The following is a 25,762-nucleotide window of genomic DNA, read 5'->3' on the forward strand; positions in this document are numbered from 1 at the left end:
TCCGGTGGGCGTGACCTCGACGGCGGGGCGGGCCGGGGCGGCGGGCGGGGCCTGCGGGCTCACAGGTCGGGCCGGCCGTCGTCGGGGGTGGACGCGAGCGCGTGGAAGCGGCGGGCGATCCGGCCCGCCCCGTACGCGAGCCGCCCGGCCTCGACCGCGTACCGCATTGCGGTGGCCATGGCCACCGGGTCGGCGGCCCGGGTCACCGCGCTGGCCAGCAGCACCGCGTCGCAGCCCAGCTCCATGGCGAGCGCCGCGTCGGAGGCGGTGCCGATGCCCGCGTCGAGCACCACCGGCACGTCCACGCTCTGCCGGATGAGCCGGATGTGGTGCGGGTTGCTCACCCCCAGCCCGGAGCCGATCGGCGACCCCGCCGGCATCACGGCGGCGCAGCCCACGTCGGCCAGCCGCCGCGCCAGGACGGGATCGTCCGACGTGTACGGCAGCACGGTGAACCCGTCCGCCACCAGCTCCTCGGCGGCGCGCAGCAGCTCCACCCCGTCCGGGAGGAGCGTGCGCTCGTCCCCGATGACCTCGAGTTTCACCCAGTCGGTCGCGAACGCGTCGCGGGCCAGCCGGGCCACCTTCACCGCCTCGGTCGCGGTGTGACAGCCCGCGGTGTTCGGCAGCAGCCGTACCCCGCACCGCTCCAGCAGGTCGAGCAGGCCACCGGCGCTGCCCGGCGCGGTGTCGACCCGGCGCAGCGCCAGCGTGACCAGTTCCGTGCCGGAGGCCCGGATCGCCTGTTCCAGCACGTGCAGGTTGGCCGCGCCGCCGGTGCCGAGGACGAGCCGGGAGCCGAAGGTGACCCCGCCGATCTCCAGGGGCATGCCGCTCACCCGCCCTGCGCGGCGCTGAGCACCTCGACCCGGTCACCGTCGTGCAGCACCGTGGCCGGCCAGCCGCCGCGCGGCACCACCTCGCCGTTGACCGCGACCGCGAGGCCGCGTTCCTGGGTGGTGACCGCGCGGACCAGCTCGGCGACGGTGACGCCGCCCGGCAGGTCCCGCCCCGCGCCGTTGACGATCAGTCGCACGTCTCCTCCTCGGTGTCGGATGGGGCCCGGACCGGTCCGGGCCGGCCGGCGAACCGGGCCGCGTCGAAGGGCGCGAGCAGCGGATCCGGCACACCGGTGACAACCAGGTCGGCGACCAGGTCGGCGGTTACCGGGGTGAGCACGATGCCGTGCCGGTGGTGCCCGGTGGCGACGAGCACACCGGGGCGGCCGGGCAGCGCCCCGATGATCGGCGCGTTGTCCGGGGTGCCGGGCCGCCACCCGGCCGCCGCCTCCACCAGCTCGTACTCGGCCAGTTCGGGGACCAGGTCGACGGCGGCGCGGAGCAGCCGCAGCACCGCCCCCGCGGTCACCATCGGGTCGGCGCGCTCCTCGACGGTCGCCCCGACCACCACCTCGCCGCTGTCCCGGGGCACCAGGTAGACCGGCTCGCCGTCGGCGTACCCGCGGATCACGTGCCGAAAGCCGGGCGGGCCGCCGCCGGGCGCGCGGAGCCGGAGCACCTGCCCCTTCACCGGCCGGACCGGAAGGCCGGTGAGCGCCGCCGCGCCGCAGCCGGCCGCCACCACGACCACCCGGGCAGCCAGCTCGGACAGCGCGCCGACCGCCGCGGGTCGCAGCACCGCGCCGGCCCGCTCGGCCGCCGTCCGCAGCGCGGCGACCAGCCGGCGCGGGTCGACCTGGTGGTCGCCGGGCGCGAGCGCCCCGCCGCGCACCCGGGGCGCCAGCGCCGGCTCGCGGTCCCGCAGCGACGAGGGGCGCAGCGGCGTGATCGGCAGTCCCAGGCCCTGCTGGTACGACCAGAGCCGGCGCGCCTCGGCCAGGTCGTCCGCGGTGAGCCCGACCACCAGGGTGCCGTCGGTGCGGTACCCGAGGTCGGCGCCGGCGGCCCCGGCCAGCTCGGCGGCGAAGCCGGGCCAGCGGGCGGCGGACTCGGTGAGCAGTTCGGTCAGCTCCCGCTCCCCGAAGTACGCCTCGGCGACCGGCGCCAGCATCCCGGCCGCTACCCGCGACGCGCCGGAGCCCGGCGCCGCGTCGTGCACGCTCACCCGCAGCCCGCGCTGCGCGCACCGCCAGGCGATCGCCAGCCCCACCGGCCCGGCCCCGACCACCGCCACGTCGGTCGCGACGGTGCCCCGGCCGGCACCGGTGGCGACCGCGCCCCCGCTCAGCACGTCAGCGCCCGGAGCAGCTCGGCCGTCGCACCGGCGGGATCCGCCGCGGCCGACAGCGCCCCGACCACCGCCACCCCGTACGCCCCGGCGGCCCGCAGCGCCGGCACCGACGCGGCGGTCACCCCGCCGATCGCGATCACCGGCACGCCCACGGCCCCGGCGACCGCCCGGATTCCCGCGGGGCCGATCGGGTCGGGCAGCCCGGACTTGGTCGTGGTGGCGTAGCACGGCCCCACGCCGAGGTAGCTGGCCCCGGCGGCGACCGCCGCGGCGGCGGTGACCGGTTCCCGGGCCGTCGCGCCGAGCACGGCGGCGGCACCGAGCACCCGGCGGGCGGCGGGCACCGGCAGGTCGTCCGCGCCCACGTGCCCGCCGTCGGCGGCCACCGCCAGCGCCACGTGCAGCCGGTCGTTGACCAGGCAGGTCGCCCCGTACGGCCGGCACAGCCCGGCCACCCGCCGGGCCAGCTCGTACGTCTCCCGGTCGGTGGCGTCGTCGGCCACCCGGACCTGGACCACCAGTTCGGCGCCGGCCACCGGCAGCGCGGCCCGCAGCACGCCGAGCGGGTCCCGACCGGGCCGGGTGTCGGTGATCAGATGCAGTCGCCCCAGGGACGGCACGGCAACACTCCTCCCTGCGCCGGCATTACCCGGATCAGGTTCGACGGTCGGGGGCTACCAGCCCCCCTCTCAGCCCGGTCCGCACCGGGCTCCCGTGGGTCACTTGCGGCCTACCGTACGACGTTCCCCCCGATCCGCCAAGGGCGGGTGACACTTTTCCCATCCACCGTCGCGAGTGGATGACCGGGACGGCGAGTGATCTTCCGATCACGCCATGCTGTCCGGATGTCCTCGCCTGCCCGCGTTCCGCGCCGGTTGTCGTTCCTGCCGTTCCGTGGCAGTTCCGCCGTCGCCGAAGGCCAGTTGACCTGGGCAATGATGCGCGGACCCGCCTGGCGGCGGCTGCTGCCCGACGTCTACGTGCACCGCGACGGCTACCGCGCGGACGACCATCGGATGTGGTGCGAGGCCGTCGCCCTGCGCCTGCCGCCCGGCGCCGCCGTCGCCGGGCGCAGCGCCGCGTACCTGTGGGGCGCCGACCTGCTCGACCTGACCGCCCCGGTCACCGTACTGCTGCCTCGGACGGCCCGGATGCGCCCGCATCCCCGGGTACGCATCGTCCGCTCGGTGCTGCCGGACACCGACCGGACCCGGTTCGCCGGGCTACCGGTCACCACGGCCCTGCGCACCGCCTTCGACCTCGGCCGGCAACCGGCGCGCACGGACGCCCTGGTCGCCGTCGACGCACTGCTGAACCGGCGGGTGGTCAAACTGACCGACCTGCGGGCGTACGCCGCGGCGCGGTCCGGCTGGCCGGGCACCAGGCTGCTCCGCGAGGTGCTGGCGCTTGCGGAGCCGCTGAGCGAATCACCGATGGAGACCCGGCTCCGACTGCTGCTGCTCGACGCCGGGCTCGGGCCGCTCGTCGCCCAGCACGACGTGCTCGACGCCCGAGGTCGCTTCGTCGGACGGGTGGACCTCGCCTGGCCGGCCCGCCGCGTCGCGGTCGAGTACGACGGAGACCACCACCGGGAACGTACCCACTTCCGCCAGGACGTCGCCCGGCTCAACGCGCTCCGGGCGGCCGGTTGGCTGGTCCTCCGCTTCACCGCCGACGACGTGCTCCGCCACCCGCGCGCCACCGTCGCCCTGGTCCGCCAGGCCCTAGCCGAACGCGCTGCCGCCCCGCGCCGCCACTGACCCCGGGCAGCCCGGCTCGTCGCGCGCCCTCGCTGACCGGTACAGCGTCGTCGCCGTGCCGGGCTGTGCGTAGCCGCGACCGCTCGGCGATGGCGCCGACCCGGCCGGCGACCGCCGCTCGATTGATCACTGTGGACATCGAACGCCATGCCCCCGCCCAGCGGGGCCCGGACGTCGCCGGTGGAACGCCATGGAGGTCAAAGGGCGCTTTTGACCTCCATGGTGTTCCACCGAGGCCGAAACTCGCGGCGTGCCCGGCCCGCTGCGGCCCGGCACCCCACCCGCAGAGCCATCGACCCGGTCCGCAACGCCAGTGACCCGCCCTATCCGCCGGCAGTCGGGCCGCGCAGGAGCGACCGGCACGCAGGGCGCGACGGCCCGGTCAGCGTGGCCCGGTGGCCGGGGGCGGAAAGCAGGCCGCCCCGGTGCCGGAGACGGCACCGGGGCAGCGCTGAGCCCGGTCAGAGGATCGCGTCGAGGGCGTCCAGGTCGTCGTCGGTGGGCTGCCAGGTGCCCGCCTCGGCGTTGGCGCGTACCTGCTCAGGGGTGGTGGCTCCGGCGATCACCGAGGTGACCGCCGGCCGGGCGGCCAACCCGCCGATGGCCACCTGGAGCACACTGAGCCCGCGCTCGGCCGCGTACGCCTCGATCGCCTCGATGGTGTCCCAGTCGGCTGCGGCGAGCCGCTCGGCGTATCGGCCGCCACCGGCGAGCCGGCTGCCGGCCGGGGGCGTCTCGTTCCGCTTGTACTTGCCGGTGAGCAGCCCGTTGGCGAGCGGGAAGAACGGCAGCATGCCCAGGCCGAACCGCTCGCAGGCCGGGATGACCTCGGCCTCCACGCTCCGTTCCAGCAGCGAGTAGTGGTTCTGCGCGGAGATGAAGCGGGTTCGGCCCTGCGACGACGCGGTCCAGTCGGCGTCGGCGATCTGCCAGCCGGCGAAGTTGGAGTTGCCGAGGTAGCGCACCTTGCCGGCGCGGACCAGGTCGTCCAGGGCGGCGAGGGTCTCGTCGATCGGGGTGCCGGGGTCCGGCTCGTGCATCTGGTAGAGGTCGATGTGGTCGGTGCCGAGCCGGCGCAGCGACGCCTCGACCGCGCGGGCGATGTACCGGCGGGCGCCCCGGGCGCCGTGGTCGGGGCCGTTGAGGCCGTGCATGGCCATGCCGAACTTGGTGGCGACCACCACGTCGTCGCGGCGCCCCTTCAGCGCCTCGCCCAGCAGTTCCTCGGAGCCGCCCTGCGGCTCGCCGTAGATGTCGGCGGTGTCGAAGAAGTTGATCCCGGCGTCGAGCGCGGCGTCGACCACCGCGCGGGTGCCGTCGCGGTCGAGCTTGCGGCCGAAGTTGTTGCAGCCGATGCCGACCACGGACACCACGAGCCCGGAGTCGCCCAACCGGCGATAGGTCATCTCAGTCACGAGATCCACCCTATGCCGCCGGCCAGCGGGTCACCGCTGGAGCCGGCACGCCAGCCGGCCGGCGCGGAACCGGTCGACGAGCGCGTCGTCGGTCAGCGGACGTCCCAGACCGGCTCGGGTGTCTCCACCACCTCTCCGTCGCCGCGGAACAGCACGAACCGGTCGAACGAGCGGGTGAACCAGCGGTCGTGGGTCACCGCGATCACCGTCCCGTCGAAGGCCGCGAGCCCGGCTTCGAGCGCCTCGGCGGAGGCCAGGTCGAGGTTGTCGGTCGGCTCGTCGAGCAGCAGCAGGGTCGCCCCGGACAGCTCCAGCAGCAGCACCAGGAAGCGCGCCTGCTGCCCGCCGGAGAGCGTGCCGAAGCGCTGGTCGCCCTGCCCGGCCAGCTCGTACCGGGACAGCGCCGCCATGGCCGCGTGCCGGTCCATCCCGGCCCGGTGTTCGTCGCCCCGCCACAGGATGTCGACCAGTGTCCTGGCCATCAGCTCGGGCCGGTCGTGGGTCTGGGAGAAGTGGCCGGGCCGGACCCGGGCGCCCAGGCGGACCACCCCGTCGTGGGTGACGGGTGCCAGCTTCGCGCCCTCCGCCGGGACGCTGGCCGGGTCGGGGTCGGTGCCGCCGCGGGCCAGCAGCCGCAGGAAGTGCGACTTCCCGGTCCCGTTGGCACCGAGCACCGCCACCCGGTCGCCGTACCAGAGTTCCAGGTCGAAGGGGTAGGTCAGGCCGTCGAGTTCGAGCTGCTCGGCGATGACCGCGCGCTTTCCGGTCCGCCCGCCGCTCAGCCGCATCCGGATGTCCTGGTCCTTCGGGGGTACGGGCGGCGGCCCGGCCTCCTCGAACTTGCGCAGCCGGGTCTGCGCGGCCTGGTAACGGGAGGCCATGGCGTCGTTGTACGCGGCCTTCTGCTTGTACATGAGCATCAGCTCGCGCAACTTCTGGTGCTCCTCGTCCCAGCGGCGGCGCAGCTCGTCGAGTCGGGCGTGTCGGGCCACCCGCGCGGAGTGCCAGCTCGCGAAGCCGCCCGGGTGCACCCAGGCGCTGCCGCCCTCGACGGCGACGACCCGGTCGGCGGTCTGTGCCAGCAGCTCGCGGTCGTGCGAGACGTAGAGCACGGACTTGCCGGACTCGCGCAGCCGGCCCTCCAGCCAGCGCTTGCCGGGTACGTCGAGGAAGTTGTCCGGCTCGTCGAGCAGCAGCACCTCCTCGGGGCCACGGAGCAGCAGTTCCAGCGCGAACCGTTTCTGCTGGCCGCCGGAGAGGGTCCGCACGGGTCGGTCCCGGGCGGCGTCCCAGGGCAGGTCGAGCACGATGGTGGCCACCGTGTCGAAGAGCACCTCGGCGTCGTACCCGCCGGCTTCGCCCCAGGCCGCGAGGGCGTCCGCGTACGCGAGCTGGGCCTTGCCGGCGGCGCTGCTGTACTTGCCGCGGACCTCGGCCGCGCGCATGGCCGCCTCGGTCTCGGCGAGCCGGCGGCCGGCGTCGCGCAGCGCCGGCGGGGCGAGCGAGAGCGCCAGGTCGGCGAGGGTCGACTCGTCCCCGATCATGCCGATGAACTGGCGCATCACGCCGAGCCCGCCGGAGCGGGCGATGGCGCCGGTACGCACCGGCAGGTCGCCGGCGACCATCCGCAGCAGGGTGGTCTTGCCGGCGCCGTTGGGTCCGACGAGGGCCACCTTGGCGCCCTCACCGACCCGGAACGACACCTCGGCGAAGAGCTCCCGGCCGTCCGGGAGGGTGTGCCCGACCCCTGCCACGTCCACGTATCCCACGTCGGCATCCTGCCCGAGGGGCGGGGGCGGGCGACACTCGTTTACCGGGTGACCCGCAGCACCCGGAAGCCCTTCTGGCTGGCGTGCCGGGTCACCTGCCAGCCCTGGTCGGTCAGCCAGCGCTGCAGCGAGTCGCCGCCGAGGTGCTTCGCGACGACCAGCCACGCCACCCCGTCCGGGGCGAGCCGGGGCAGCCAGTGCCGGAGCAGGTCGTGCAGTTCGGACTTGCCGACGTGGATGGGCGGGTTGGACCAGATCTGGGTGAAGGTGACCTCGGCCGGTACGTCGTCCGGCGCGACCGCCCGGACCCGTCCGGCCGCGCCCACCCGGGCGGCGTTCGCGGCGGTGAGTTGCCGGGCCCGCTCGTTGACGTCGACCGCCCAGACGGTGGCGGCCGGCGCGCTGGCGGCCAGGACGCAGGTGATGGGGCCGAAGCCGGAGCCGATGTCGAGCAGCGGACCGGTGACGTCGGGCGCCGGCAGCGGGGCCTTGCGCAGCAGGACGGCGGTGCCGGGGTCGAGCCGGGCGGCGGAGAAGACCCCGCTGGCGGAGGCGAGGGTGTAGTCCCGCCCCGCCACGGAGAACTCGACCTCGCGCGGCTGGGCGGCGCTCGTGGGCTGCGCGGTGAAGTAGTGGTCGCCGGTCACGCGGGGCATTGTCGCACCGGGACGGGTGGGCGTCGGAGACGGTGTGCGGGACCGGGTCGGACGCCACTCCGCCCGGATTTCCCGATATTACCCTCGAAAGGGACAATCGACCCCTACTGTGTCTCACATGGTGTATCGGTACGAGTCCGATGAGGACGCCTTCCTGGAGTACCCGGGGTCCGGGCCGGACCCGTCCGCGCCGGGCGCCGCGCCACCGCCGCCGGCGGGCCCCTCGCCGTCCCGCTTCCCCACCCCGTCACTGCCGCCGGCCCGGGTCGCCCGACCGCCCGCCGACACCGCCCCGGCGCCCGCCCCAGCCCCAGCCCCGGCCCCGGCTCCGCTGCCCGCCCCGGCCCCGCCACCGGTTCCGGCTCCCCCGCCGGCCCCCGTGCCGGGCCGGTTCGATCCGGACGTCCCCCGGGCCACCGCACCGCCGGCCGCCGTGCCAGGCCCCGCGCCGGCCGCCGTCTTCCGGACGACCGAACCGCTGGACCTGTCCCGTCCCAGCCGGGCGGAGCGCAGGCGCGGTGGGGGGCGCGCCTGGCAGGCCCTGATCGGCGGCGCCGCCGTCCTGATGCTGCTCGCCCTCGGCGGGTTGGCCGTGGCCGCCCTGCTCGACGATCGCACCGGCACGCCGCAGGCCGGCACGCCCACCGGGCAGCCCGTGGTGGAGCAGTCCGCCGCGGCCGACGGGACGGACCTGGACTCCCGGGATACCGACCAGCTGGCGCTCACCGTCAAGGAGGTCTTCCCCGGCAAGAGGCTGGTGGTCGCCGACGGTCAGCCCGCGTACCCGGTGCTCAAGACCCACTCCAGCGGCAGCTGTGGCGTCGCGGTGACCGGGGAGATCGCCGACCTGCTCACCTGGCTCGGCTGCAACCAGGTGGTCCGGGCGACCCTGCGCTCCCCCGACGGCGACCACCTGCTCACCGCCGGGCTGTTCAACCTCACCGACGTGGCCAGCGCGCAGCGCGCCCGGGACCGGATCCGCCAGCTGCTCGACGAACGGCAGGGCCGGTTCCGGGGCATGGCCGCCAACGAGGACACCGAGGCCGTGGCGAAGGCCGCCGCCCGCATCGGCTGGCAGGTACGCGGCCACTACATCGCGTACTGCCTGGTCACCCGGGCCGACGGGAAGAAGATCGCGGCCACCGACAGCCGGACCCGCGAGATCCTGTACGACATGATCGAGGTCTACCTGAACCGGGGCGTGCTGGAACGCCGGGCCAACGGCGGGGTGGCCAACCAGCCCACCGACACCACCTCGGACGGTCCCGCCGGTCAGGACGGCACCGGCAACCGGAACTCCTCGGACAACTGACCCGACCCAGCCGACGGCCCGCCGTTTCCCGTCCCGGGGCGGCGGGCCGTCCGGCGTCCGTCGCTCGCCGAGGCGGGTCAGCCTTCGGCGACGGGCACGCGGAGCCGGCGGGTGAGGTCGGCGCGGCGGGCGTACTCGGCCGGGTCGTCGGGGTAGCCGACCGCCACCAGGGCCAGCCCGTGCGCGGGCGCCACGGTCACCTCGCTGGACCGCTCCCGGCGGCGCAGCAGGCCTGCCGGCCATTCGACCGGCCGGCGGCCGTCCCCGGCCACCAGCATGGCGCCGACCAGGCTGCGCACCATGTTCTGGCAGAACGCGTCGGCCTGCACGGTGGCGACCAGGATGCCGTCCGGGTCGCGCCGCCAGTCCAGCCGGGTCACCTCGCGCAGCGTGGTGGCGTTCTCCTTGCGCCGGCAGTACGCGGCGAAGTCGTGCTCCCCCACCAGGCCGGCCGCGGCGGCGTTCAGCGCCGCCAGGTCGAGCGGCTTCGGCCAGGCGAGGGTGTCGGTACGGCGCAGCGGCTCGGCGCCCCACGGGGCGTCGGTCACCCGGTACTCGTAGCGACGGAAGGTCGCCGAGAAGCGGGCGTCGAAGTCGGCCGGCACCTCGGTCATGGCGCGTACCCGCACGTCGGGCGGGAGCAGCCGGGCCAGCCGCCGCAGCAGCCGCCCGTCGTGCTGCCGCCACACCTCGGTGGGCAGGTCGAGGTGGCAGACCTGCCCGGTGGCGTGCACGCCCGCGTCGGTCCGGCCGGCCACGGTCAGTCCGGTGGCGGTGCCGGCGCCGAGGACCAGGTCCAGGGTCTCCGTCAGCACCCCGGCGACCGTGCGCCGGGTGGGTTGGGGCGCCCAGCCGGAGAAGTCGGTGCCGTCGTAGGAGACGTCCAGCCGGAGCCGGGTCCGCTCGTCCACCTCGTACCTCCCGTTGACGGCGTCAGGCCCGGCACCCCACGCGGGGATGCCGGGCCCGACGATGCTGCCGGTGCGATCAGGCCTTGTCGTTCTCGGTGGCCTCGTCGCTGTCCTCGCGGGCCGCGGCGGTGTCACCGGAGGCCGAGACCGGAGCCTCGGCGTCCTGGTCGGCGACCTCGCTGGACCGCGGGGTCTCCTCGGCCGGGGCCAGGGCCTCGACCTTGTCCTGCTGCGCGGCCTTGCGGGCGGCGGTCTTCTTGTTCGCCTTCGGCTCGGCGACCTGAAGCTCCTCCACCAGCTCGATGATCGCCATCGGAGCGGCGTCACCCTTGCGCGGACCGGTCTTCACGATCCGGGTGTAGCCACCGTTGCGGTTGGCGTACCGGGGCGCGATCTGGTCGAACAGGGCGTAGACCACGTCCTTGTCCTTGACGACGCCCAGCACCCGGCGGCGCGAGGCGAGGTCGCCGCGCTTGGCCTTGGTGATGAGCTGCTCGGCCAGCGGACGCAGCCGCCGGGCCTTCGTCTCGGTGGTCTGGATCTTGCCGTGCTGGAACAGCGCGGTGGCCAGGTTGGCCAGCATCAGCCGCTCGTGCGCGGGGCTGCCGCCGAGGCGGGGGCCCTTGGTGGGCGTGGGCATGCTTGGTGCTCCTCAGGTGTGGCGGCAGCGCGGACTAGAGCTGCTCGGTCTCGCGGTAGTCGTCGGTGTCGTAGTCGGCCTCGCCGAAGGCGTCCACGACGTGCGCCGGGTCGAAGTTCGGAGCCGAGTCCTTCAGCCCCAGGCCCATCCCGGCGAGCTTCATCTTGACCTCGTCGATCGACTTCTGGCCGAAGTTGCGGATGTCGAGGAGGTCGGCCTCGGTACGCCCGATCAGCTCACCAACGGAGTTGATGCCCTCGCGCTTGAGGCAGTTGTAGGAGCGGACGGTCAGGTCCAGCTCCTCGATCGGCAGGGCCAGGTCCGCCGCCAGCTGGGCGTCCTGCGGGGACGGCCCGATGTCGATGCCCTCGGCGGTCTCGTCCAGCTCGCGGGCCAGCCCGAACAGCTCCACCAGCGTCGAGCCGGCGGAGGCCAGCGCGGTACGCGGGCCCATCGACGGCTTGGTCTCGACGTCGATGATCAGCCGGTCGAAGTCGGTCCGCTGCTCGACACGGGTCGCCTCGACGCGGTAGGTGACCTTGAGCACCGGCGAGTAGATCGAGTCGACCGGGATCCGGCCGATCTCGGCGCCCGCCTGCTTGTTCTGCGCCGCCGTGACGTAGCCACGGCCCCGCTCGACGGTCAGCTCCATGTCGAGCCGGCCCTTGCCGTTGAGGGTGGCGAGCTTCAGGTCCGGGTTGTGCACCGAGACACCGGCCGGGGGCTGGATGTCACCGGCGGTCACGTCGCCCGGGCCCTGCTTGCGCAGGTACATGCTGACCGGCTCGTCGTGCTCGGAGCTGACGCAGAGCTCCTTGATGTTCATGACGAGCTCGACCACGTCCTCCTTGACCCCGGGGATGGTGGTGAACTCGTGCAGCACACCGTCGATCTTGATCGAGGTGACGGCCGCACCCGGGATGGACGACAGCAGCGTACGCCGCAGCGAGTTGCCCAGGGTGTAGCCGAAGCCCGGCTCCAGCGGCTCGATGGTGAACCGGGACCGGGTCTCGTTGATCGACTCTTCGGAGAGAGACGGTCGCTGGCTGATGAGCATTTTTTCTCTTCTCTTCCGGGGCGCCCGCCATATGACGCCCGACGAAACTGTTCCGGTGGCCCGCCCCGGAGGGCGGGCCACCGCAACGAGCCCTTACTTGGAGTAGAGCTCGACGATCAGCTGCTCCTGGACCTGGGTGTCGATCACCTGGCGGGCCGGGAGCGAGTGCACGAGGATCTTCATCTGGCTGGGGATGGCCTCGAGCCACGCAGGAACGGTCTTGGAGCCGGCCTCGGCCTGCGCGACGATGAACGGGGTGAGCTCCTTGCTCTTGCCCCGGACCTCGACGATGTCGTGCTCCTTGACGCGGTACGACGGGATGTCGACCTTCTTGCCGTTCACCGTGAAGTGACCGTGCTTGACCAGCTGACGGGCCATGTCCCGGGACTTGGCGTAGCCGGCCCGGTAGACCACGTTGTCCAGCCGCGACTCGAGGATCTGCAGGAGGACCTCACCGGTCTTGGCCTGCTTGGCCACGGCCTCCTCGTAGTAACCGCGGAACTGCTTCTCCAGCACGCCGTAGACCCGGCGAGCCTTCTGCTTCTCACGGAGCTGGAGCAGGTACTCCGTCTCCTTCGTGCGGCCGCGGCCGTGCTGCCCGGGCGGGAACGGCCGGGACTCGAACGGGCACTTCGGGCCATCGCACTTGCTGCCCTTGAGGAACAGCTTCATCTTCTCCCGCCGGCAACGGCGGCAGTCAGCACCGGTGTAACGAGCCATCTCTCTCTAACCTCTCAGACCCGGCGACGCTTCGGCGGACGGCATCCGTTGTGCGGCTGCGGGGTGACGTCGGAGATCTGCCCGACCTCGAGGCCCACGGCCTGCAGCGAACGGATGGCGGTTTCCCGGCCGGAGCCGGGACCCTTGACGAACACGTCGACCTTGCGCATGCCGTGCTCCATGGCCCGACGCGCGGCGGCCTCGGCGGCCAGCTGCGCGGCGAACGGAGTCGACTTGCGGGAGCCCTTGAAGCCCACCTGGCCAGCGGAGGCCCAGGAGATGACCGCACCGGTCGGGTCCGTGATGGACACGATGGTGTTGTTGAAGGTGCTCTTGATGTGCGCCTGCCCGTGGGCGACGTTCTTGCGTTCCTTGCGCCGGACCTTCTTGACGGCGGCTCCGGCACGAGCCTTCGGTGGCATAAGTCTGTGCGCTCCTAGTTGACTTTCCGGACCGGGTTGCGGCCTTCGCCCACCTCGGCGGTGGCCGACCCGTCATCCGGTTAAGAACTACTTCTTGCCGGGCTTCTTCTTGCCGGCGACGGTCCGCTTCGGGCCCTTGCGGGTGCGGGCGTTGGTCCGCGTCCGCTGGCCACGCACCGGGAGACCACGGCGGTGGCGGATACCGGCGTAGCAGCCGATCTCGACCTTGCGGCGGATGTCAGCGGCGACCTCGCGGCGCAGGTCACCTTCAACCTTGTAGTTGGCCTCGATGTGGTCGCGGAGCTGCACGAGCTCCTCGTCCGTGAGGTCCCGAGCGCGCTTGTCCGGCGAGATGCCGGTGGCGGCGAGCGTCTCCAGGGCACGGGTGCGACCGACCCCGAAGATGTAGGTGAGCGCGATCTCCATCCGCTTCTCGCGGGGGAGATCCACGCCGACTAGACGTGCCATGTGCGGGCGTACTCCTCGTGATGTTGTGGCGGAGGTGTGGACCCGTCCCACCCCGCTACCGACCGTCCCTGTCCTTCCGGCGTCACGCCGGCGACCGGGAGCGGTCGCTGCCCGAGCGGGCCCCGGCCTCCGACCGGGGGTCAACCACGAGGGAGTACGCGCTGCGTACCGCTCGCGGCTGGGACGAGCTGATGATGTGTTCCGGGGATCTGCGACCGGGACCGATCCGACCGGCCGTCACGGCCGGTAGGACTGGTTCAGCCCTGGCGCTGCTTGTGGCGCGGGTCGCTGCAGATGACGATGACCCGGCCGTGCCGGCGGATCACCTGGCACTTGTTGCAGATCCTCTTGACGCTCGGCTTGACCTTCACGGTTGCCTTACTTCCCATCTGGCCCGGGACCGCGCCAACGCGCGACCCGGACGTCGAAGACGGACACGGGGACGTCCCGGCCGCCGTCAGGCTTACTTGTAGCGGTAGACGATGCGCCCGCGGGTCAGGTCGTACGGCGAGAGTTCGACGACGACCCGGTCCTCCGGCAGGATGCGGATGTAGTGCTGCCGCATCTTGCCGCTGATGTGAGCCAGCACCTTGTGACCGTTCGCGAGCTCCACCCGGAACATGGCGTTCGGCAGGGGCTCGATGACCCGACCCTCGATCTCGATGGCTCCGTCTTTTTTCGGCATGTCCTCCGCTGTCCTGACGTCGGTTACTCCGGACGGCCCACAACGTCTTACACGGATGCACTGACCAAGATCAGGACACCCGCGCCAGCCGCGGCTCCGACTCCCACCGAAGCGCTGGGTGGGCATGGCGGAGTGGACGCTGTGCGCCGATCAGAAAGTGTACGCCGCCCCGCACGCCCTCGCCAAACCGGCCGGCGTGCCGGTCACCCGGACAGCTCGGATATGACGCTGGTCACGCGTCAGGCAGCTCCCGCTTGGCCCGCCGCCGCGCCTCCCGCTCGACCCGCCGACGCCGCCGGCGCTCGGCCTCCCGCGCCGGCGCCCCGGTGGCCACCCCCTGCACCGTCTGGTAGACCACCACGGCGCCCCACGGGCCGAGCACCCAGAGCGGCCAGTAGTCGTCGAACTCACCCGAACCGAGCTCGGACACGAACCAGATCGCGGTGAGGATCAGGGCCACCTTCAACCAGGGCCCCCAGATCCCCAGCAGCCAGGCGCTGCGGGCCGCGTCCCCGGCCACCGGCACGGGGGCGGGAGCGGGCGGCGCCACGGCGCTCTCCGCGGCCGCGCGGGGGGCCGGCAGGCTGCCCCCGGCCGGGCCGACGCCGGGCAGGTCGGTCAGCAGCTCGTCCAGCTCGCCGTAGGTCTTCGACCCGTACGCCCGGCGCAGCCGCTCGTCGTACTCGTGCAGGTCGAGCCGGCCCTCGTTCAACGCCGCCCGGAGTTGCTCCGCGGTGGCCTCCCGGTCCGCGTCGGCCGCCCGCATCCGGTTGCGCTCCTCCATGGGAGCAAGCATCGCATCCGGCCGCCACCGCGCCCAGCCTGGACCGGGCACCGGGACGGTCGGCAGCCGTTCCGGTCAGACCGCCGGTGAGTCGGCCGGCTCGCGGGAGGTGACCAGGTCACCCAGGCGGGCCCGGCCGCCGTCCTCGGCGGTCAGCACCCAGACGCCGTCGGCCAGCAACGCCATCGAGTGCTCGACGTGCGCAGCCATCGACCCGTCCCGGGTCACCACCGTCCAGCCGTCGGCCAGCTCAGCGGTACGCGGCGAGCCCATCGTGATCATCGGTTCGATGGCCAGCGCCAGGCCGGGCACCAACCGGGGACCCTTGCCCGGACGACCGTGGTTGAGCACGTGCGGATCCTGGTGCATCTCGGTGCCGATGCCGTGCCCGCCGTAGCCGTCGACGATGCCGTACCGGCCACCCTTGCGAACCGCGTTCTCCACCGCGTGGGAGATGTCGGTGAGCCGGCCCCTGCCGCTCGCGGCGCCCCGGGCGGCGGCGGCGATGCCGGCCCACATCGCGTCCTCAGCCACCGCGGCCATCTTCAGCAGGGCCGGGTCGACCTCGCCGACGCCGACCGTGATCGCCGCGTCGCCGTGCCAGCCGTTCAGCACCGCGCCGCAGTCGATCGAGATCAGGTCCCCCTCGCGGAGCACCTGTGCCGACGACGGGATCGCGTGCACCACCTGCTCGTTGACGGACGAGCAGATCGACGCCGGAAAGCCGTGGTAGCCCTTGAACGAGGGGACGGCGCCGGCCTCCCGGATGGTCGACTCGGCGATCGCGTCCAGGTCGGCGGTGCTCACCCCGGGGGCGACCGCCTCCCGCATCCGGCGCAGCGCGCGGGCGACCACCAGACCGGCGGCCCGCATCAGCTCGATCTGCTCGGGGGTCTTCAGCTGGATGTCCAGCTGGGGACGACGCATGGAGCCGTTACCTTTCGTCACACGGAACAGCGGGGCACGTCGCGCGTACCCCGCTGTTCGCACTCTATCCGCCGGACCGCCGGCCGGACGTCAGCCGCCGTACGAGCGCAGTGCGTCGATGGCGCGGACCGTGACGTCCTCCACCGGCCCGGTCGCGTCGATGCCGACCAGCTTGCCCTGGGCGCCGTAGTAGTCCACCAGCGGCGCGGTCTTCTCGGCGTACTCGCGCAGCCGGGCCGCGATGGTCTCCGGCTTGTCGTCGTCCCGCTGGAACAGCTCCGCACCGCAGCGGTCGCAGACGCCGTCCTGCTTCGTGGCGTCGAACTCGACGTGCCAGATCTTGCCGCAGCCCCGGCAGGTACGCCGGCCGGAGAGCCGCCGGATCACCTCGTCGTCGTCGACGACCAGCTCCAGCACCAGATCCAGCGCGGTGCCCAGGTCGGCGAGGAGCTTGTCCAGCGCGGCCGCCTGCGGCGTGGTCCGCGGGAAGCCGTCGAGGAGGAAGCCCTCGCTGGCGTCCGGCTCGGCGAGCCGGTCCCGCACCATGTTGATGGTGACCTCGTCCGGGACCAGCTTGCCGGCGTCCATGTACCGCTTCGCCTCGACTCCCAGGGGCGTGCCCTGGGAGACGTTGGCCCGGAAGATGTCACCGGTCGAGATCTTCGGCACCGAGAGGTGGGCGGCGATGAACTCCGCCTGTGTGCCCTTGCCCGCGCCCGGCGGGCCAACCAGAACGAGTCGCATCTACCGCAGGAACCCTTCGTAGTTCCGCTGCATGAGTTGGCTTTCGATCTGCTTGACGGTCTCCAGACCGACGCCGACCATGATGAGCACAGCGGTGCCGCCGAACGGGAAGTTCTGGAACTGCTGGTTGTCGAGCCAGATGAAGAAGAAGTTCGGCAGGATCGCGACGATGCCCAGGTAGAGCGCGCCCGGCAGGGTGATCCGGCTGAGGATGAAGTCGAGGTACTCGGCGGTCGGCTTGCCGGGGCGGATGCCCGGCACGAAACCGCCGTACTTCTTCATGTTGTCCGCGACCTCGGTCGGGTTGAACGTGATCGACACGTAGAAGTACGTGAAGAAGATGATCAGCAGGAAGTAGATCGCGATGTGCTCCGGCGCGCTCGCCTTCACGATGTGGTTCGAGATCCAGGCCTGGGTCTTGCCCGGGTTGTTCTGGTCGAAGAACTGAAGGATGAGCGTCGGCAGGTAGAGCAGCGACGAGGCGAAGATGACCGGGATGACGCCGGCCTGGTTCACCTTGAGCGGGATGTAGGTGGAGGTGCCGCCGTACATCCGCCGGCCGATCATGCGCTTCGCGTACTGCACCGGGATGCGGCGCTGCGCCTGCTCGATGAAGGTGACCGCGGTGATGACCACGAGGACCAGGACGATGACGAGGAGGAACATCCCCCAGCCCTTGGTGGTCTTGATCTTCCAGCCCTCGCTGGGGAGCCGGGCCGCGATCGAGGTGAAGATCAGCACGGACATGCCGTTGCCGACGCCGCGGTCGGTGATCAGCTCGCCCAGCCACATGACCACGCCGGTGCCGGCGGTCATCGTCATAACCAGGATCGTCAGGGTCAGCCAGTCCGGGATGCCGGTGCCCTCGGGCACGATCGGGAACTGGTCGCAGCGGTTCTGGAAGAGCTGCCCGGAGCGGGCCAGCGCCACGAACGCCGAGGACTGGAGGATGCCCAGGCCCAGGGTCAGGTACCGGGTGTACTGGGTGATCTTCGCCTGGCCGGCCTGGCCCTCCTTGCGGAGCTGCTCCAGCCGCGGGATGACCACCGTCAGCAGCTGCAGGATGATCGACGCGGTGATGTAGGGCATGATGCCCAGCGCGAAGACGGAGAGCTGCAGCAGCGCGCCACCGGAGAAGAGGTCCAGCAGGCCGAGGACGCCGGTGCCGCTCCCCTGGATGGCGTCGAGGCACTTCTGCACGTTGCCGTAGGAGACGCCGGGGCTGGGCAGCGTGGCGCCAAGCCGGTAGACCGCGATGATGCCTACTGTGAACAGCAGCTTCTTGCGCAGGTCAGGCGTACGGAACGCACTGAGAAAGGCGGACAGCAACTTCTTCCTCCTGCGCGAGGCGGGCCGCCGGTGGTGGTCCCTGGCGGGGCGGGGTGGGTGCCGGGCGAGCGCCCGATATCCATAGCTGGGAAGGGACTCTAACAGCCCGATCCCGGTCCGGGCAGATGCGCCCGGCTACATAAACCGAATCCAATGTTACCCGGCGCACACCGGGCCTGTAGACCATGGCGCCCGCCCAGTTGGGAACAACTGAGCGGGCGCCATGACATGCCTTACAGCTCGGTGACCGAACCACCGGCGGCAGTGATCTTCTCCTTGGCCGACGCGCTGAACGCGTGCGCCGACACCTGGAGCGCCACACCGCCGAGGTCGCCGGTGCCGAGCACCTTGACCGGGTGGCCCTTGCGGACCGCGCCGGCCTCGACCAGCTCGACCGGGCCGACCTGGCCGCCGTTCGGGAAGAGCTCGGCGAGCCGGTCCAGGTTGACCACCTGGAACACGACCTTGAACTTGTTCTTGAAGCCCTTGAGCTTCGGCAGGCGCATGTGGATGGGCATCTGCCCACCCTCGAACGCCGGCGAGATGTTCTTCCGGGCCTTCGAACCCTTGGTACCGCGACCGGCGGTCTTGCCCTTCGAGCCCTCACCGCGACCCACGCGGGTCTTCTCGGTCTTGGCCCCGGGCGCCGGACGCAGGTGGTGGACCTTGATCGTCATTACTCGACCTCCTCGACCTTCACGAGGTGGTTGACCGTGAAGATCATGCCCCGGATCTCCGGACGATCCTCCTTGACCACCACGTCGTTGATCCGCTTGAGACCGAGCGAACGCAGCGAGTCACGCTGGTTCTTCTTGGTCCCGATCTCGGATCGGACCTGGGTGACCTTCAGGCGCGCCATCAGGACGCCACCCCCGCCCGCGACGCCAGCATGGCGGCCGGCGCGACGTCCTCGACCGGCAGGCCACGACGGGCCGCGACCGCCTCCGGCGACTCGAGCGCCTTCAGGGCCGACACCGTGGCGTGCACGATGTTGATCGGGTTGGACGAGCCGAGGCTCTTGGAGAGCACGTCGTGGATGCCCGCGCACTCCAGCACGGCGCGGACCGGGCCACCGGCGATGACGCCCGTACCGGCCGAGGCCGGCTTGAGCAGCACCACACCGGCCGCGTCCTCACCCTGCACCGGGTGCGGGATCGACTGGCCGATCCGCGGCACCTTGAAGAAGTGCTTCTTGGCCTCCTCGACACCCTTGGCGATCGCCGCGGGCACCTCCTTGGCCTTTCCGTAGCCCACGCCGACGGTGCCGTCGCCGTCGCCCACGATCACCAGGGCGGTGAAGCTGAAGCGACGACCACCCTTCACGACCTTGGCGACGCGGTTGATCGCGACGACCCGCTCGAGGTGCGGGGTCTTCTCGACGGGCGCGTTTCCGCGGCCGCCCTCACGGCGGTTGTCGCGGCGACCACCCTCGTTGCCACCGGACCCGCCGCCACGGCGCTGTTGACCTGGCATCAGCAGCCTTCCTTCTCTCTCGTGACGGGGTTTCTAGAACTCGAGCCCGGCTTCGCGGGCGGCGTCGGCAAGCGCGGCGACCCGCCCCGCGTACCGGTTGCCACCGCGGTCGAAGACGACCTTCGAGACGCCGGCGGCCTTGGCCCGGTCGGCGAGCAGGGCGCCGACCTTGCCGGCCAGGGCGCTCTTGTCGCCCTCGGCGCCGCGCAGCGAGGCGTCCATGGTCGAGGCCGACGCCAGGGTGTGACCCCTGGTGTCGTCCACGATCTGGGCGACGATGTGCCGCAGGGACCGGGTGACGACCAGGCGGGGACGCTCGGTGGTACCGCTGATGTTCTTGCGGACCCGGAAGTGCCGGCGCGCACGCCCGACGGCGCGCTTGGCGGCGACGCCGCGGCGGCGCTTGAGCAGCGTGGCGCTCACTTCTTACCTGCCTTTCCGGCCTTGCGGCGAATCACTTCGCCCTGGTACTTGACGCCCTTGCCCTTGTAGGGCTCCGGCGGGCGGATCTTCCGGATGTTGGCGGCAACCTCGCCGACCTGCTGCTTGTCGATGCCGGCCACGTGGAACAGGGTCGGCTTCTCCACCGTGAAGGTGATGCCGTCCGGGGCGGGCACGAGCACCGGGTGCGAGAACCCGAGCGCGAACTCCAGGTCCTTGCCCTTGGCGGTCACGCGGTAACCGGTGCCGGCGATCTCCAGGCTCTTGCGGTAGCCCTCGGTGACCCCGACGATCATGTTGGCCACCAGCGTCCGGCTCAGGCCGTGCAGCTCCTTGGCCTTGCGCTCGTCGTTGGGCCGGTTGACGTGCACCGCGCCGTCCTCGCCCCGCTCCGCCTTGATCGGCTCGGCCAGCACGTGGCTCAGCTCGCCCTTGGGGCCCTTGACCTTGACGGTCTGGCCCTCGATCGTGATCTCGACGCCGGCGGGCACCGGGATCGACTTACGTCCAATTCGCGACATTTCTACCGTTCTCCCGTTACCAGACGAAGGCGAGGACTTCCCCGCCAACGCTCCGCTTGCGGGCCTGCCGGTCGGTGAGCAGTCCCTGGGACGTCGAAATGATCGCCACGCCCAGCCCGCCGAGCACCCGCGGGAGCCCGTCCGACTTGGCGTAAACCCGCAGACCGGGCTTGGACACGCGCTTGATGCCGGCCAGGCTCCGCTCCCGGTTCTGGCCGTACTTCAGCTCGACGACCAGTCGCTTGCCGACGGCGCCCTCCTCGGGCTCCTCGACCGACCAGGTGGCGATGTAACCCTCGGCCTTGAGGACCTCGGCGATGTTCGCCTTGATCTTCGAGTAGGGCATCGTCACCCGGTCGTGGTACGCCTGGTTGGCGTTACGCAGACGCGTGAGCATGTCTGCGATCGGGTCGGTCATCGTCATGAAATTCGTCAACCTTTCTCGCCGGGGTTCCCCGGGCCAGGCCCGGGGCCTACGGCGAAGAGACAGTTCAGCTGACGCGCGGAGCGCGCCGGGCTATTACCAGGAAGCCTTGGACACGCCGGGCAGCTCACCGCGGTGGGCCATCTCCCGGATGCACACCCGGCAGAGACCGAACTTGCGGTAGACCGCCTTCGGACGCCCGCACCGCTGGCAGCGGGTGTACGCGCGAACCGAGAACTTCGGCTTCGCGGCCGCCTTGAGGATCAGCGCCTTCTTGGCCATCTCAGTTCTCCTTGAACGGGAAGCCCAGGAGCTTGAGCAGCGCCCGGCCCTCGTCGTCGGTCGTGGCGGTCGTGACCACCGTGATGTCCATGCCCCGCTGGCGATCGATCTTGTCCTGGTCGATCTCGTGGAACACCGACTGCTCGGTCAGACCGAACGTGTAGTTGCCGTGCCCGTCGAGCTTGCGCCCGTCCAGGCCGCGGAAGTCGCGGATACGCGGCAGCGCGATGGAGAGCAGCCGGTCCAGGAACTCCCACATCCGGTCGCCGCGCAGGGTCACCTTCGCGCCGATCGGCATGCCCTCGCGCAGCTTGAACTGCGCGATCGACTTGGTCGCCCGCCGCACCTGCGGCTTCTGGCCGGTGATGGTGGCCAGGTCGCGCACGGCGCCGTCGATGAGCTTGGCGTCCCGGGCGGCCTCGCCGACACCCATGTTGACGACGATCTTGACCAGCCGCGGCACCTGCATGGGGTTGCCGTAGTTGTGCTGCTCCTGCAGCTGCGCCACGATCTCGTTGCGGTACCGCTCCTTGAGGCGCGGCAGGGTCTTGGTTTCGGTAGCCGTGGTCATCACAGGTCCTTACCGGTGCTACGCGCGATGCGGACCTTCTGGCCATTGTCGTCGATCCGGTAACCGACCCGGGTCGGCTTGCCGTCGGAGTCCAGGACCATCACGTTCGAGACGTGGATCGGGGCCTCCTGGGTGACGATGCCACCGGTCTTGGCGCCACGCTGGGTGGTGCTGATACGGGTGTGCTTCTTGACCCGGTTCACGCCTTCGACGAGGACCTTGTCCTGCCGCGGGTAGGACGCGATGACCTTGCCCTTGGCACCCTTGTCCTTGCCGGCGATGACGATGACCGTGTCGCCCTTCTTGACCTTCACGGTCACAACACCTCCGGCGCGAGGGAAATGATCTTCATGAACCGCTTGTCCCGCAGCTCCCGACCCACCGGGCCGAAGATACGGGTACCGCGCGGGTCCCCACCGTCCTTGATGATGACGGCAGCGTTCTCGTCGAAGCGGATGTACGAACCGTCCGGACGCCGCCTCTCCTTGGCGGTGCGAACGACGACGGCCTTGACGACGTCGCCCTTCTTCACACCGGCACCCGGGATCGCGTCCTTGACGGTCGCCACGATGACGTCGCCGATGCTCGCGTAGCGCCGACCGGAGCCACCGAGAACCCGGATGCACAGGATCTCCCGGGCACCCGTGTTGTCGGCGACGCGCAGTCGCGACTCCTGCTGAATCACGTCTATCTCCTATGTCTGCCGGTTCTCCGGCCGCCCTGGCGGACGGCCGGAGCCTGGCGGAACCTGCGCCCGACCGAAACCGGCCGAGCTCGAGCCTTCGCTACTTGGCCTTCTCGAGGATCTCCACGATCCGCCAACGCTTGGTGGCGGACAGCGGCCGGGTCTCCATGATCAGGACCCGGTCGCCGATGCCGGCAGCGTTCGGCTCGTCGTGGACCTTCAGCTTGCGGGTCCGGCGCATGATCTTGCCGTACAGCGCGTGCTTGACCCGGTCCTCGACCTCGACCACGACGGTCTTGTCCATCTTGTCGCTGACCACGAGGCCCTCACGCACCTTACGGCGGGCCCGCGCGTCGGCGGCGGTGGTGTTCTCACTCATGATGCAGTCACCTCAGTCGGCGCGGCCGAGAGACCCAGCTCGCGCTCACGCATGATCGTGTAGATCCGGGCGATCTCCCGACGGATGACCTGCAGCCGCCGGTTGTTGTCCAGCTGACCGGTCGCGGCCTGCACGCGGAGGTTGAACAGCTCCGCCTTGGCCTCGCGCAGCTTCGTGACCAGCTCCTCCTCGGAGAGCTCACGCAGCTCGGAGGGCTTGACGCCCGCTGCCATCAGGATTCACCCACTTCGCGCGTAACAATGCGGCACTTCATCGGGAGCTTGTGGATCGCGCGACGCATCGCCTCTCGCGCGATCTGCTCGTTGGGGAAGGACATCTCGAAGAGAACCCGCCCCGGCTTGACGTTCGCGACCCACCACTCGGGCGAGCCCTTACCGGAACCCATCCGGGTTTCCGCCGGCTTCTTGGTGAGGGCCTGGTCCGGGAAGATCGTGATCCAGACCTTGCCACCACGCTTGATGTGCCGGGTCATCGCGATACGCGCCGACTCGATCTGACGGTTCGTCACGTACGCCGGCTCGAGAGCCTGGATCCCGAACTCGCCGAACACCACCCGGTTACCACCCTTGGACGCGCCACTGCGGTCCGGGTGGTGCGGCTTGCGGAAGCCCTTCGGGGGCTTGCGCGGCATCAGCATCTGTCAGCCCTCCTGCTGCGTTTCTGCCGGCTGGGTAGCCGCCGGAGCCGAAGCCGCTGCGGCGACCGCGGCGCTGTCGACCGGCTCACCGGCCGGCGTCTCCGCCTGCTGCGCGATGGTGGTCGCGGCAGCGCGGCCGGCCTCGGTGCCACCGGCGGTCGTACCGGACGAGCCCGACCGGCCACGGCGCGGCCGCTCCGGCCGGTCACCGCGGTCGCGGCGCGGGCCGCGCGACGGGGCGGCCTCGGCCGGGGCCTCGCGGCCCGGGACGGCGTCGCCCTTGTAGATCCAGACCTTCACGCCGATCCGACCGAAGGTGGTACGGGCCTCGAAGAAGCCGTACTCGATGTTGGCCCGCAGCGTGTGCAGCGGCACCCGGCCCTCGCGGTAGAACTCGGTCCGGCTCATTTCGGCGCCGCCGAGGCGACCCGAGACCTGGACCCGGATGCCCTTGCAGACCGGGTTCTTCATCGCGGACTGCATCGCCTTGCGCATGGCCCGACGGAAGCTGACCCGGCTGGACAGCTGCTCGGCGACGCCCTGGGCGACCAGCTGCGCGTCCGACTCGGGGCTCTTCACCTCGATGATGTTCAGCTGGACCTGCTTGCCGGTGAGCTTCTCCAGCTCGCCCCGGATCCGGTCGGCCTCCGCACCCTTACGGCCGATGACGATGCCCGGCCGCGCGGTGTGGATGTCGACCCGGACCCGGTCCCGGGTGCGCTCGATGTCGACCTTGGAAATGCCCGCGCGCTCCAGGCCCTTGGACATCATCCGGCGGATCTTGACGTCCTCGCCGATGTAGTCCTTGTAGAGCTTGTCCGCGAACCAACGGGACTTCCAGTCGGTCGAGATGCCGAGCCGGAACCCAGTGGGGTGAACCTTCTGACCCATTACTCGGCACCCTCCGTCGTGCTCTGCCCCTCAGCCGTCCCGGCCTGGTCGGCCGACTCGGCCTTCTTCGCCGGCGCGGCCTTCTTGGCCGACTTCTTCGGCGCGGCCGGCGCCACCGCCTCGACCGCCACGGTGATGTGGCAGGTCCGCTTGCGGATCCGGTACGCCCGGCCCTGCGCCCGCGGCCGGAACCGCTTCATGGTCGGGCCCTCGTCGACGAACGCCTCGCTGACGAGCAGCGCGTCGGGGTCCAGCCGCTCGTTGTTCTCCGCGTTGGCGATCGCGCTCGCGAGCACCTTGTACACCTGCTCGCTCGCAGCCTGCGGCGCGAACTGCAGCACCGTGAGCGCCTCCTTCGCGGGCAGGCCGCGGACGAGGTTGACCACCCGGCGCGCCTTCATCGGCGAGATGCGCACGTGCCGCGCAACCGCCCGCGCGCCCGGAAGCACCGGAGCGTCGCCCTTTCCTGGCATCGCTGTAACCCCTTGTTCCTCTATCCGTATGCCCGCGGCGTCAGCGCCGGCGGCTCTTCCGGTCGTCCTTCTCGTGACCCTTGAACGTGCGGGTCAGCGCGAACTCGCCGAGCTTGTGCCCGACCATGGCCTCGGTCACGAACACCGGGACGTGCTTGCGTCCGTCGTGCACGGCGATCGTGTGCCCCAGCATCTCGGGGATGATCGTCGAGCGCCGCGACCAGGTCTTGATGACGTTCTTCGAGCCCTTGTCGTTCTGCGTCTCCACCTTCTTGATCAGGTGGTCGTCGACGAACGGGCCCTTCTTCAGGCTGCGAGGCATGCTCTATCTCCCTCAGCCGCGCTTACGCGTGGCGTAGCGGCGGCGGACGATCAGCCGGTCGCTCGGCTGGCCCTTACGACGGGTGCGGCCCTCGGGCTTACCCTGCGGGTTCACCGGGTGGCGACCACCGGAGGTCTTACCCTCACCACCACCGTGCGGGTGGTCGACCGGGTTCATCGCGACACCACGGACGGTCGGGCGCTTGCCCTTCCACCGCATCCGGCCGGCCTTACCCCAGTTGATGTTCGACTGGTCGGCGTTGCCGATCTCGCCGATGCTGGCGCGGCAGCGCACGTCCACGCGCCGGATCTCACCGGACGGCATGCGCAGGGTCGCGTACGCGCCCTCCCGGCCGAGCAGCTGGATGCCGACGCCGGCCGAGCGGGCCAGCTTGGCGCCGCCGCCCGGACGGAGCTCCACGTTGTGGATGGTGGTACCGACCGGGATGTTGCGCAGCGGCAGGTTGTTGCCCGGCTTGATGTCGGCGCCCGGGCCCGACTCGACGGCGTCGCCCTGCTTCAGGTCCTTCGGCGCGATGATGTAGCGCTTCTCGCCGTCGGCGTAGTGCAGCAGCGCGATACGCGCGGTGCGGTTCGGGTCGTACTCGATGTGGGCGACCTTCGCCGGCACGCCGTCCTTGTCGACCCGCTTGAAGTCGATCAGACGGTACTGGCGCTTGTGGCCGCCACCGTGGTGCCGCGTGGTGATCCGGCCGTGGGCGTTGCGTCCGCCCTTCTTCGGCAGCGGAGCCAGCAGCGACTTCTCCGGCGTGGACCGGGTGATCTCGGCGAAGTCGGCGACGCTCGAGCCACGGCGGCCCGGCGTCGTCGGCTTGTACTTACGGATAGCCATT

Annotated in this window: 38 protein-coding genes and 1 riboswitch; of the genes, 2 read left to right on the forward strand and 36 right to left on the reverse strand. The window is 71.5% G+C overall.

Going from position 1 to position 25,762, the window contains the following annotated elements; genetic code table 11:
- Window positions 1-59: 59 nt before the first annotated feature.
- The 4 genes from LQ51_RS17645 to thiE all read right to left on the reverse strand — a co-directional run bounded on the left by LQ51_RS17645 (window position 60) and on the right by thiE (window position 2,810).
- Complete coding sequence (locus tag LQ51_RS17645; RefSeq protein ID WP_046567160.1) at window positions 60-839, reverse strand: thiazole synthase; 780 nt, start codon at window positions 837-839, stop codon at window positions 60-62.
- Window positions 836-1,036 (reverse strand): sulfur carrier protein ThiS, encoded by a 201-nt coding sequence (thiS, locus tag LQ51_RS17650; protein WP_046567162.1) that lies wholly within the window; start codon window positions 1,034-1,036, stop codon window positions 836-838. The genes LQ51_RS17645 and thiS overlap by 4 nt, the downstream gene beginning before the upstream one ends.
- The gene (thiO, locus tag LQ51_RS17655; protein WP_046567164.1) at window positions 1,027-2,190 is read right to left on the reverse strand and encodes a glycine oxidase ThiO; all 1,164 of its coding nucleotides are present in this window, start codon (window positions 2,188-2,190) and stop codon (window positions 1,027-1,029) included. Before thiO ends, thiS begins: the two co-directional genes overlap by 10 nt.
- The gene (thiE, locus tag LQ51_RS17660; protein ID WP_046567165.1) at window positions 2,184-2,810 is read right to left on the reverse strand and encodes a thiamine phosphate synthase; all 627 of its coding nucleotides are present in this window, start codon (window positions 2,808-2,810) and stop codon (window positions 2,184-2,186) included. The genes thiO and thiE overlap by 7 nt, the downstream gene beginning before the upstream one ends.
- A riboswitch (TPP riboswitch) is annotated at window positions 2,805-2,915 on the reverse strand. Its footprint overlaps the gene before it by 6 nt.
- Before the next feature lie 120 nt (window positions 2,916-3,035).
- Here thiE and LQ51_RS17665 point away from each other — a divergent pair.
- Window positions 3,036-3,950, forward strand: coding sequence for a DUF559 domain-containing protein (locus tag LQ51_RS17665; protein WP_046567167.1), 915 nt, complete (start codon window positions 3,036-3,038; stop codon window positions 3,948-3,950).
- Between the two features lie 461 nt (window positions 3,951-4,411).
- Here the strand turns inward: LQ51_RS17665 and LQ51_RS17670 are convergent, their stop codons facing one another.
- The 3 genes from LQ51_RS17670 to LQ51_RS17680 form a co-directional block, all read right to left on the reverse strand.
- Window positions 4,412-5,374 (reverse strand): aldo/keto reductase, encoded by a 963-nt coding sequence (locus LQ51_RS17670; protein WP_197087815.1) that lies wholly within the window; start codon window positions 5,372-5,374, stop codon window positions 4,412-4,414.
- A gap of 83 nt (window positions 5,375-5,457) precedes the next feature.
- Window positions 5,458-7,134 (reverse strand): ABC-F family ATP-binding cassette domain-containing protein, encoded by a 1,677-nt coding sequence (locus tag LQ51_RS17675; protein WP_046567172.1) that lies wholly within the window; start codon window positions 7,132-7,134, stop codon window positions 5,458-5,460.
- Between the two features lie 41 nt (window positions 7,135-7,175).
- Window positions 7,176-7,781 carry a class I SAM-dependent methyltransferase gene (locus LQ51_RS17680; protein WP_046567173.1) on the reverse strand — a complete coding sequence of 202 codons (606 nt, stop codon included), beginning with the start codon at window positions 7,779-7,781 and terminating at the stop codon, window positions 7,176-7,178.
- 442 nt (window positions 7,782-8,223) lie between these two features.
- Between LQ51_RS17680 and LQ51_RS17685 the strand changes: the two genes are divergently transcribed.
- Complete coding sequence (locus LQ51_RS17685; protein ID WP_231605788.1) at window positions 8,224-9,102, forward strand: hypothetical protein; 879 nt, start codon at window positions 8,224-8,226, stop codon at window positions 9,100-9,102.
- 77 nt (window positions 9,103-9,179) lie between these two features.
- On the opposite strand, the gene truA is transcribed toward LQ51_RS17685, so the two are convergent.
- The 29 genes from truA to rplB form a co-directional block, all read right to left on the reverse strand.
- Window positions 9,180-10,013, reverse strand: coding sequence for a tRNA pseudouridine(38-40) synthase TruA (truA, locus tag LQ51_RS17690; protein ID WP_046567175.1), 834 nt, complete (start codon window positions 10,011-10,013; stop codon window positions 9,180-9,182).
- Window positions 10,014-10,089: 76 nt separating this feature from the next.
- Window positions 10,090-10,653, reverse strand: a complete 564-nt coding sequence (gene rplQ, locus LQ51_RS17695; protein WP_046567176.1) for a 50S ribosomal protein L17 — start codon at window positions 10,651-10,653, stop codon at window positions 10,090-10,092.
- Window positions 10,654-10,687: 34 nt separating this feature from the next.
- Entirely contained in the window at window positions 10,688-11,710 is a 1,023-nt protein-coding gene (locus LQ51_RS17700) for a DNA-directed RNA polymerase subunit alpha (protein WP_007073009.1), read from the reverse strand.
- Between the two features lie 93 nt (window positions 11,711-11,803).
- Window positions 11,804-12,430: a 30S ribosomal protein S4 gene (rpsD, locus tag LQ51_RS17705; protein WP_046567178.1), complete on the reverse strand. Its 627-nt coding sequence runs from the start codon at window positions 12,428-12,430 to the stop codon at window positions 11,804-11,806.
- Between the two features lie 14 nt (window positions 12,431-12,444).
- On the reverse strand, window positions 12,445-12,852 hold the full coding sequence (gene rpsK, locus LQ51_RS17710) for a 30S ribosomal protein S11 (RefSeq protein WP_007073011.1): 408 nt from the start codon (window positions 12,850-12,852) through the stop codon (window positions 12,445-12,447).
- 87 nt (window positions 12,853-12,939) lie between these two features.
- The gene (gene rpsM / locus LQ51_RS17715; protein WP_007073012.1) at window positions 12,940-13,320 is read right to left on the reverse strand and encodes a 30S ribosomal protein S13; all 381 of its coding nucleotides are present in this window, start codon (window positions 13,318-13,320) and stop codon (window positions 12,940-12,942) included.
- A gap of 257 nt (window positions 13,321-13,577) precedes the next feature.
- The gene (rpmJ, locus tag LQ51_RS17720; protein WP_046567181.1) at window positions 13,578-13,691 is read right to left on the reverse strand and encodes a 50S ribosomal protein L36; all 114 of its coding nucleotides are present in this window, start codon (window positions 13,689-13,691) and stop codon (window positions 13,578-13,580) included.
- 92 nt (window positions 13,692-13,783) lie between these two features.
- Entirely contained in the window at window positions 13,784-14,005 is a 222-nt protein-coding gene (infA, locus tag LQ51_RS17725) for a translation initiation factor IF-1 (RefSeq protein ID WP_007073013.1), read from the reverse strand.
- 232 nt (window positions 14,006-14,237) lie between these two features.
- Window positions 14,238-14,771, reverse strand: a complete 534-nt coding sequence (locus tag LQ51_RS17730) for a DUF1707 SHOCT-like domain-containing protein (RefSeq protein ID WP_046567299.1) — start codon at window positions 14,769-14,771, stop codon at window positions 14,238-14,240.
- Window positions 14,772-14,864: 93 nt separating this feature from the next.
- Window positions 14,865-15,716, reverse strand: coding sequence for a type I methionyl aminopeptidase (gene map, locus LQ51_RS17735; RefSeq protein WP_046567184.1), 852 nt, complete (start codon window positions 15,714-15,716; stop codon window positions 14,865-14,867).
- A 90-nt stretch (window positions 15,717-15,806) separates the two neighbouring features.
- On the reverse strand, window positions 15,807-16,460 hold the full coding sequence (locus LQ51_RS17740) for an adenylate kinase (RefSeq protein ID WP_046567186.1): 654 nt from the start codon (window positions 16,458-16,460) through the stop codon (window positions 15,807-15,809).
- Entirely contained in the window at window positions 16,461-17,789 is a 1,329-nt protein-coding gene (gene secY / locus LQ51_RS17745) for a preprotein translocase subunit SecY (protein WP_046567187.1), read from the reverse strand.
- Window positions 17,790-18,022: 233 nt separating this feature from the next.
- A complete protein-coding gene (rplO, locus tag LQ51_RS17750; protein WP_046567189.1) occupies window positions 18,023-18,466 on the reverse strand; it encodes a 50S ribosomal protein L15 in 444 nt (147 codons plus the stop codon).
- On the reverse strand, window positions 18,466-18,648 hold the full coding sequence (gene rpmD / locus LQ51_RS17755) for a 50S ribosomal protein L30 (protein WP_013473693.1): 183 nt from the start codon (window positions 18,646-18,648) through the stop codon (window positions 18,466-18,468). Before rpmD ends, rplO begins: the two co-directional genes overlap by 1 nt.
- Window positions 18,648-19,262, reverse strand: coding sequence for a 30S ribosomal protein S5 (gene rpsE, locus LQ51_RS17760; protein ID WP_046567191.1), 615 nt, complete (start codon window positions 19,260-19,262; stop codon window positions 18,648-18,650). Before rpsE ends, rpmD begins: the two co-directional genes overlap by 1 nt.
- Before the next feature lie 33 nt (window positions 19,263-19,295).
- Window positions 19,296-19,685 (reverse strand): 50S ribosomal protein L18, encoded by a 390-nt coding sequence (gene rplR, locus LQ51_RS17765; RefSeq protein ID WP_046567193.1) that lies wholly within the window; start codon window positions 19,683-19,685, stop codon window positions 19,296-19,298.
- Complete coding sequence (gene rplF, locus LQ51_RS17770) at window positions 19,682-20,224, reverse strand: 50S ribosomal protein L6 (protein WP_046567194.1); 543 nt, start codon at window positions 20,222-20,224, stop codon at window positions 19,682-19,684. The genes rplR and rplF overlap by 4 nt, the downstream gene beginning before the upstream one ends.
- Before the next feature lie 16 nt (window positions 20,225-20,240).
- Complete coding sequence (gene rpsH / locus LQ51_RS17775) at window positions 20,241-20,648, reverse strand: 30S ribosomal protein S8 (RefSeq protein WP_013288624.1); 408 nt, start codon at window positions 20,646-20,648, stop codon at window positions 20,241-20,243.
- A 96-nt stretch (window positions 20,649-20,744) separates the two neighbouring features.
- Entirely contained in the window at window positions 20,745-20,930 is a 186-nt protein-coding gene (locus LQ51_RS17780) for a type Z 30S ribosomal protein S14 (protein ID WP_007073023.1), read from the reverse strand.
- A 1-nt stretch (window position 20,931) separates the two neighbouring features.
- A complete protein-coding gene (gene rplE / locus LQ51_RS17785; protein WP_046567202.1) occupies window positions 20,932-21,501 on the reverse strand; it encodes a 50S ribosomal protein L5 in 570 nt (189 codons plus the stop codon).
- Complete coding sequence (rplX, locus tag LQ51_RS17790) at window positions 21,501-21,821, reverse strand: 50S ribosomal protein L24 (RefSeq protein ID WP_197087816.1); 321 nt, start codon at window positions 21,819-21,821, stop codon at window positions 21,501-21,503. Before rplX ends, rplE begins: the two co-directional genes overlap by 1 nt.
- On the reverse strand, window positions 21,818-22,186 hold the full coding sequence (rplN, locus tag LQ51_RS17795; protein ID WP_007465279.1) for a 50S ribosomal protein L14: 369 nt from the start codon (window positions 22,184-22,186) through the stop codon (window positions 21,818-21,820). The genes rplX and rplN overlap by 4 nt, the downstream gene beginning before the upstream one ends.
- Window positions 22,187-22,286: 100 nt before the next feature.
- A complete protein-coding gene (gene rpsQ, locus LQ51_RS17800; RefSeq protein ID WP_046567205.1) occupies window positions 22,287-22,565 on the reverse strand; it encodes a 30S ribosomal protein S17 in 279 nt (92 codons plus the stop codon).
- Window positions 22,562-22,798, reverse strand: coding sequence for a 50S ribosomal protein L29 (rpmC, locus tag LQ51_RS17805; RefSeq protein ID WP_013288628.1), 237 nt, complete (start codon window positions 22,796-22,798; stop codon window positions 22,562-22,564). Before rpmC ends, rpsQ begins: the two co-directional genes overlap by 4 nt.
- Complete coding sequence (gene rplP, locus LQ51_RS17810; protein WP_007465292.1) at window positions 22,798-23,223, reverse strand: 50S ribosomal protein L16; 426 nt, start codon at window positions 23,221-23,223, stop codon at window positions 22,798-22,800. Before rplP ends, rpmC begins: the two co-directional genes overlap by 1 nt.
- Before the next feature lie 3 nt (window positions 23,224-23,226).
- Entirely contained in the window at window positions 23,227-24,114 is an 888-nt protein-coding gene (gene rpsC, locus LQ51_RS17815) for a 30S ribosomal protein S3 (protein WP_046567207.1), read from the reverse strand.
- The gene (rplV, locus tag LQ51_RS17820) at window positions 24,114-24,587 is read right to left on the reverse strand and encodes a 50S ribosomal protein L22 (RefSeq protein ID WP_046567210.1); all 474 of its coding nucleotides are present in this window, start codon (window positions 24,585-24,587) and stop codon (window positions 24,114-24,116) included. Before rplV ends, rpsC begins: the two co-directional genes overlap by 1 nt.
- 40 nt (window positions 24,588-24,627) lie before the next feature.
- Window positions 24,628-24,909 carry a 30S ribosomal protein S19 gene (gene rpsS / locus LQ51_RS17825; RefSeq protein WP_046567212.1) on the reverse strand — a complete coding sequence of 94 codons (282 nt, stop codon included), beginning with the start codon at window positions 24,907-24,909 and terminating at the stop codon, window positions 24,628-24,630.
- A gap of 12 nt (window positions 24,910-24,921) precedes the next feature.
- On the reverse strand, window positions 24,922-25,761 hold the full coding sequence (gene rplB, locus LQ51_RS17830; RefSeq protein ID WP_046567215.1) for a 50S ribosomal protein L2: 840 nt from the start codon (window positions 25,759-25,761) through the stop codon (window positions 24,922-24,924).
- Window position 25,762 lies beyond the last annotated feature (1 nt).

This window comes from Micromonospora sp. HK10, assembly GCF_000982955.1.
In the GTDB taxonomy this organism is placed as follows: domain Bacteria; phylum Actinomycetota; class Actinomycetes; order Mycobacteriales; family Micromonosporaceae; genus Micromonospora.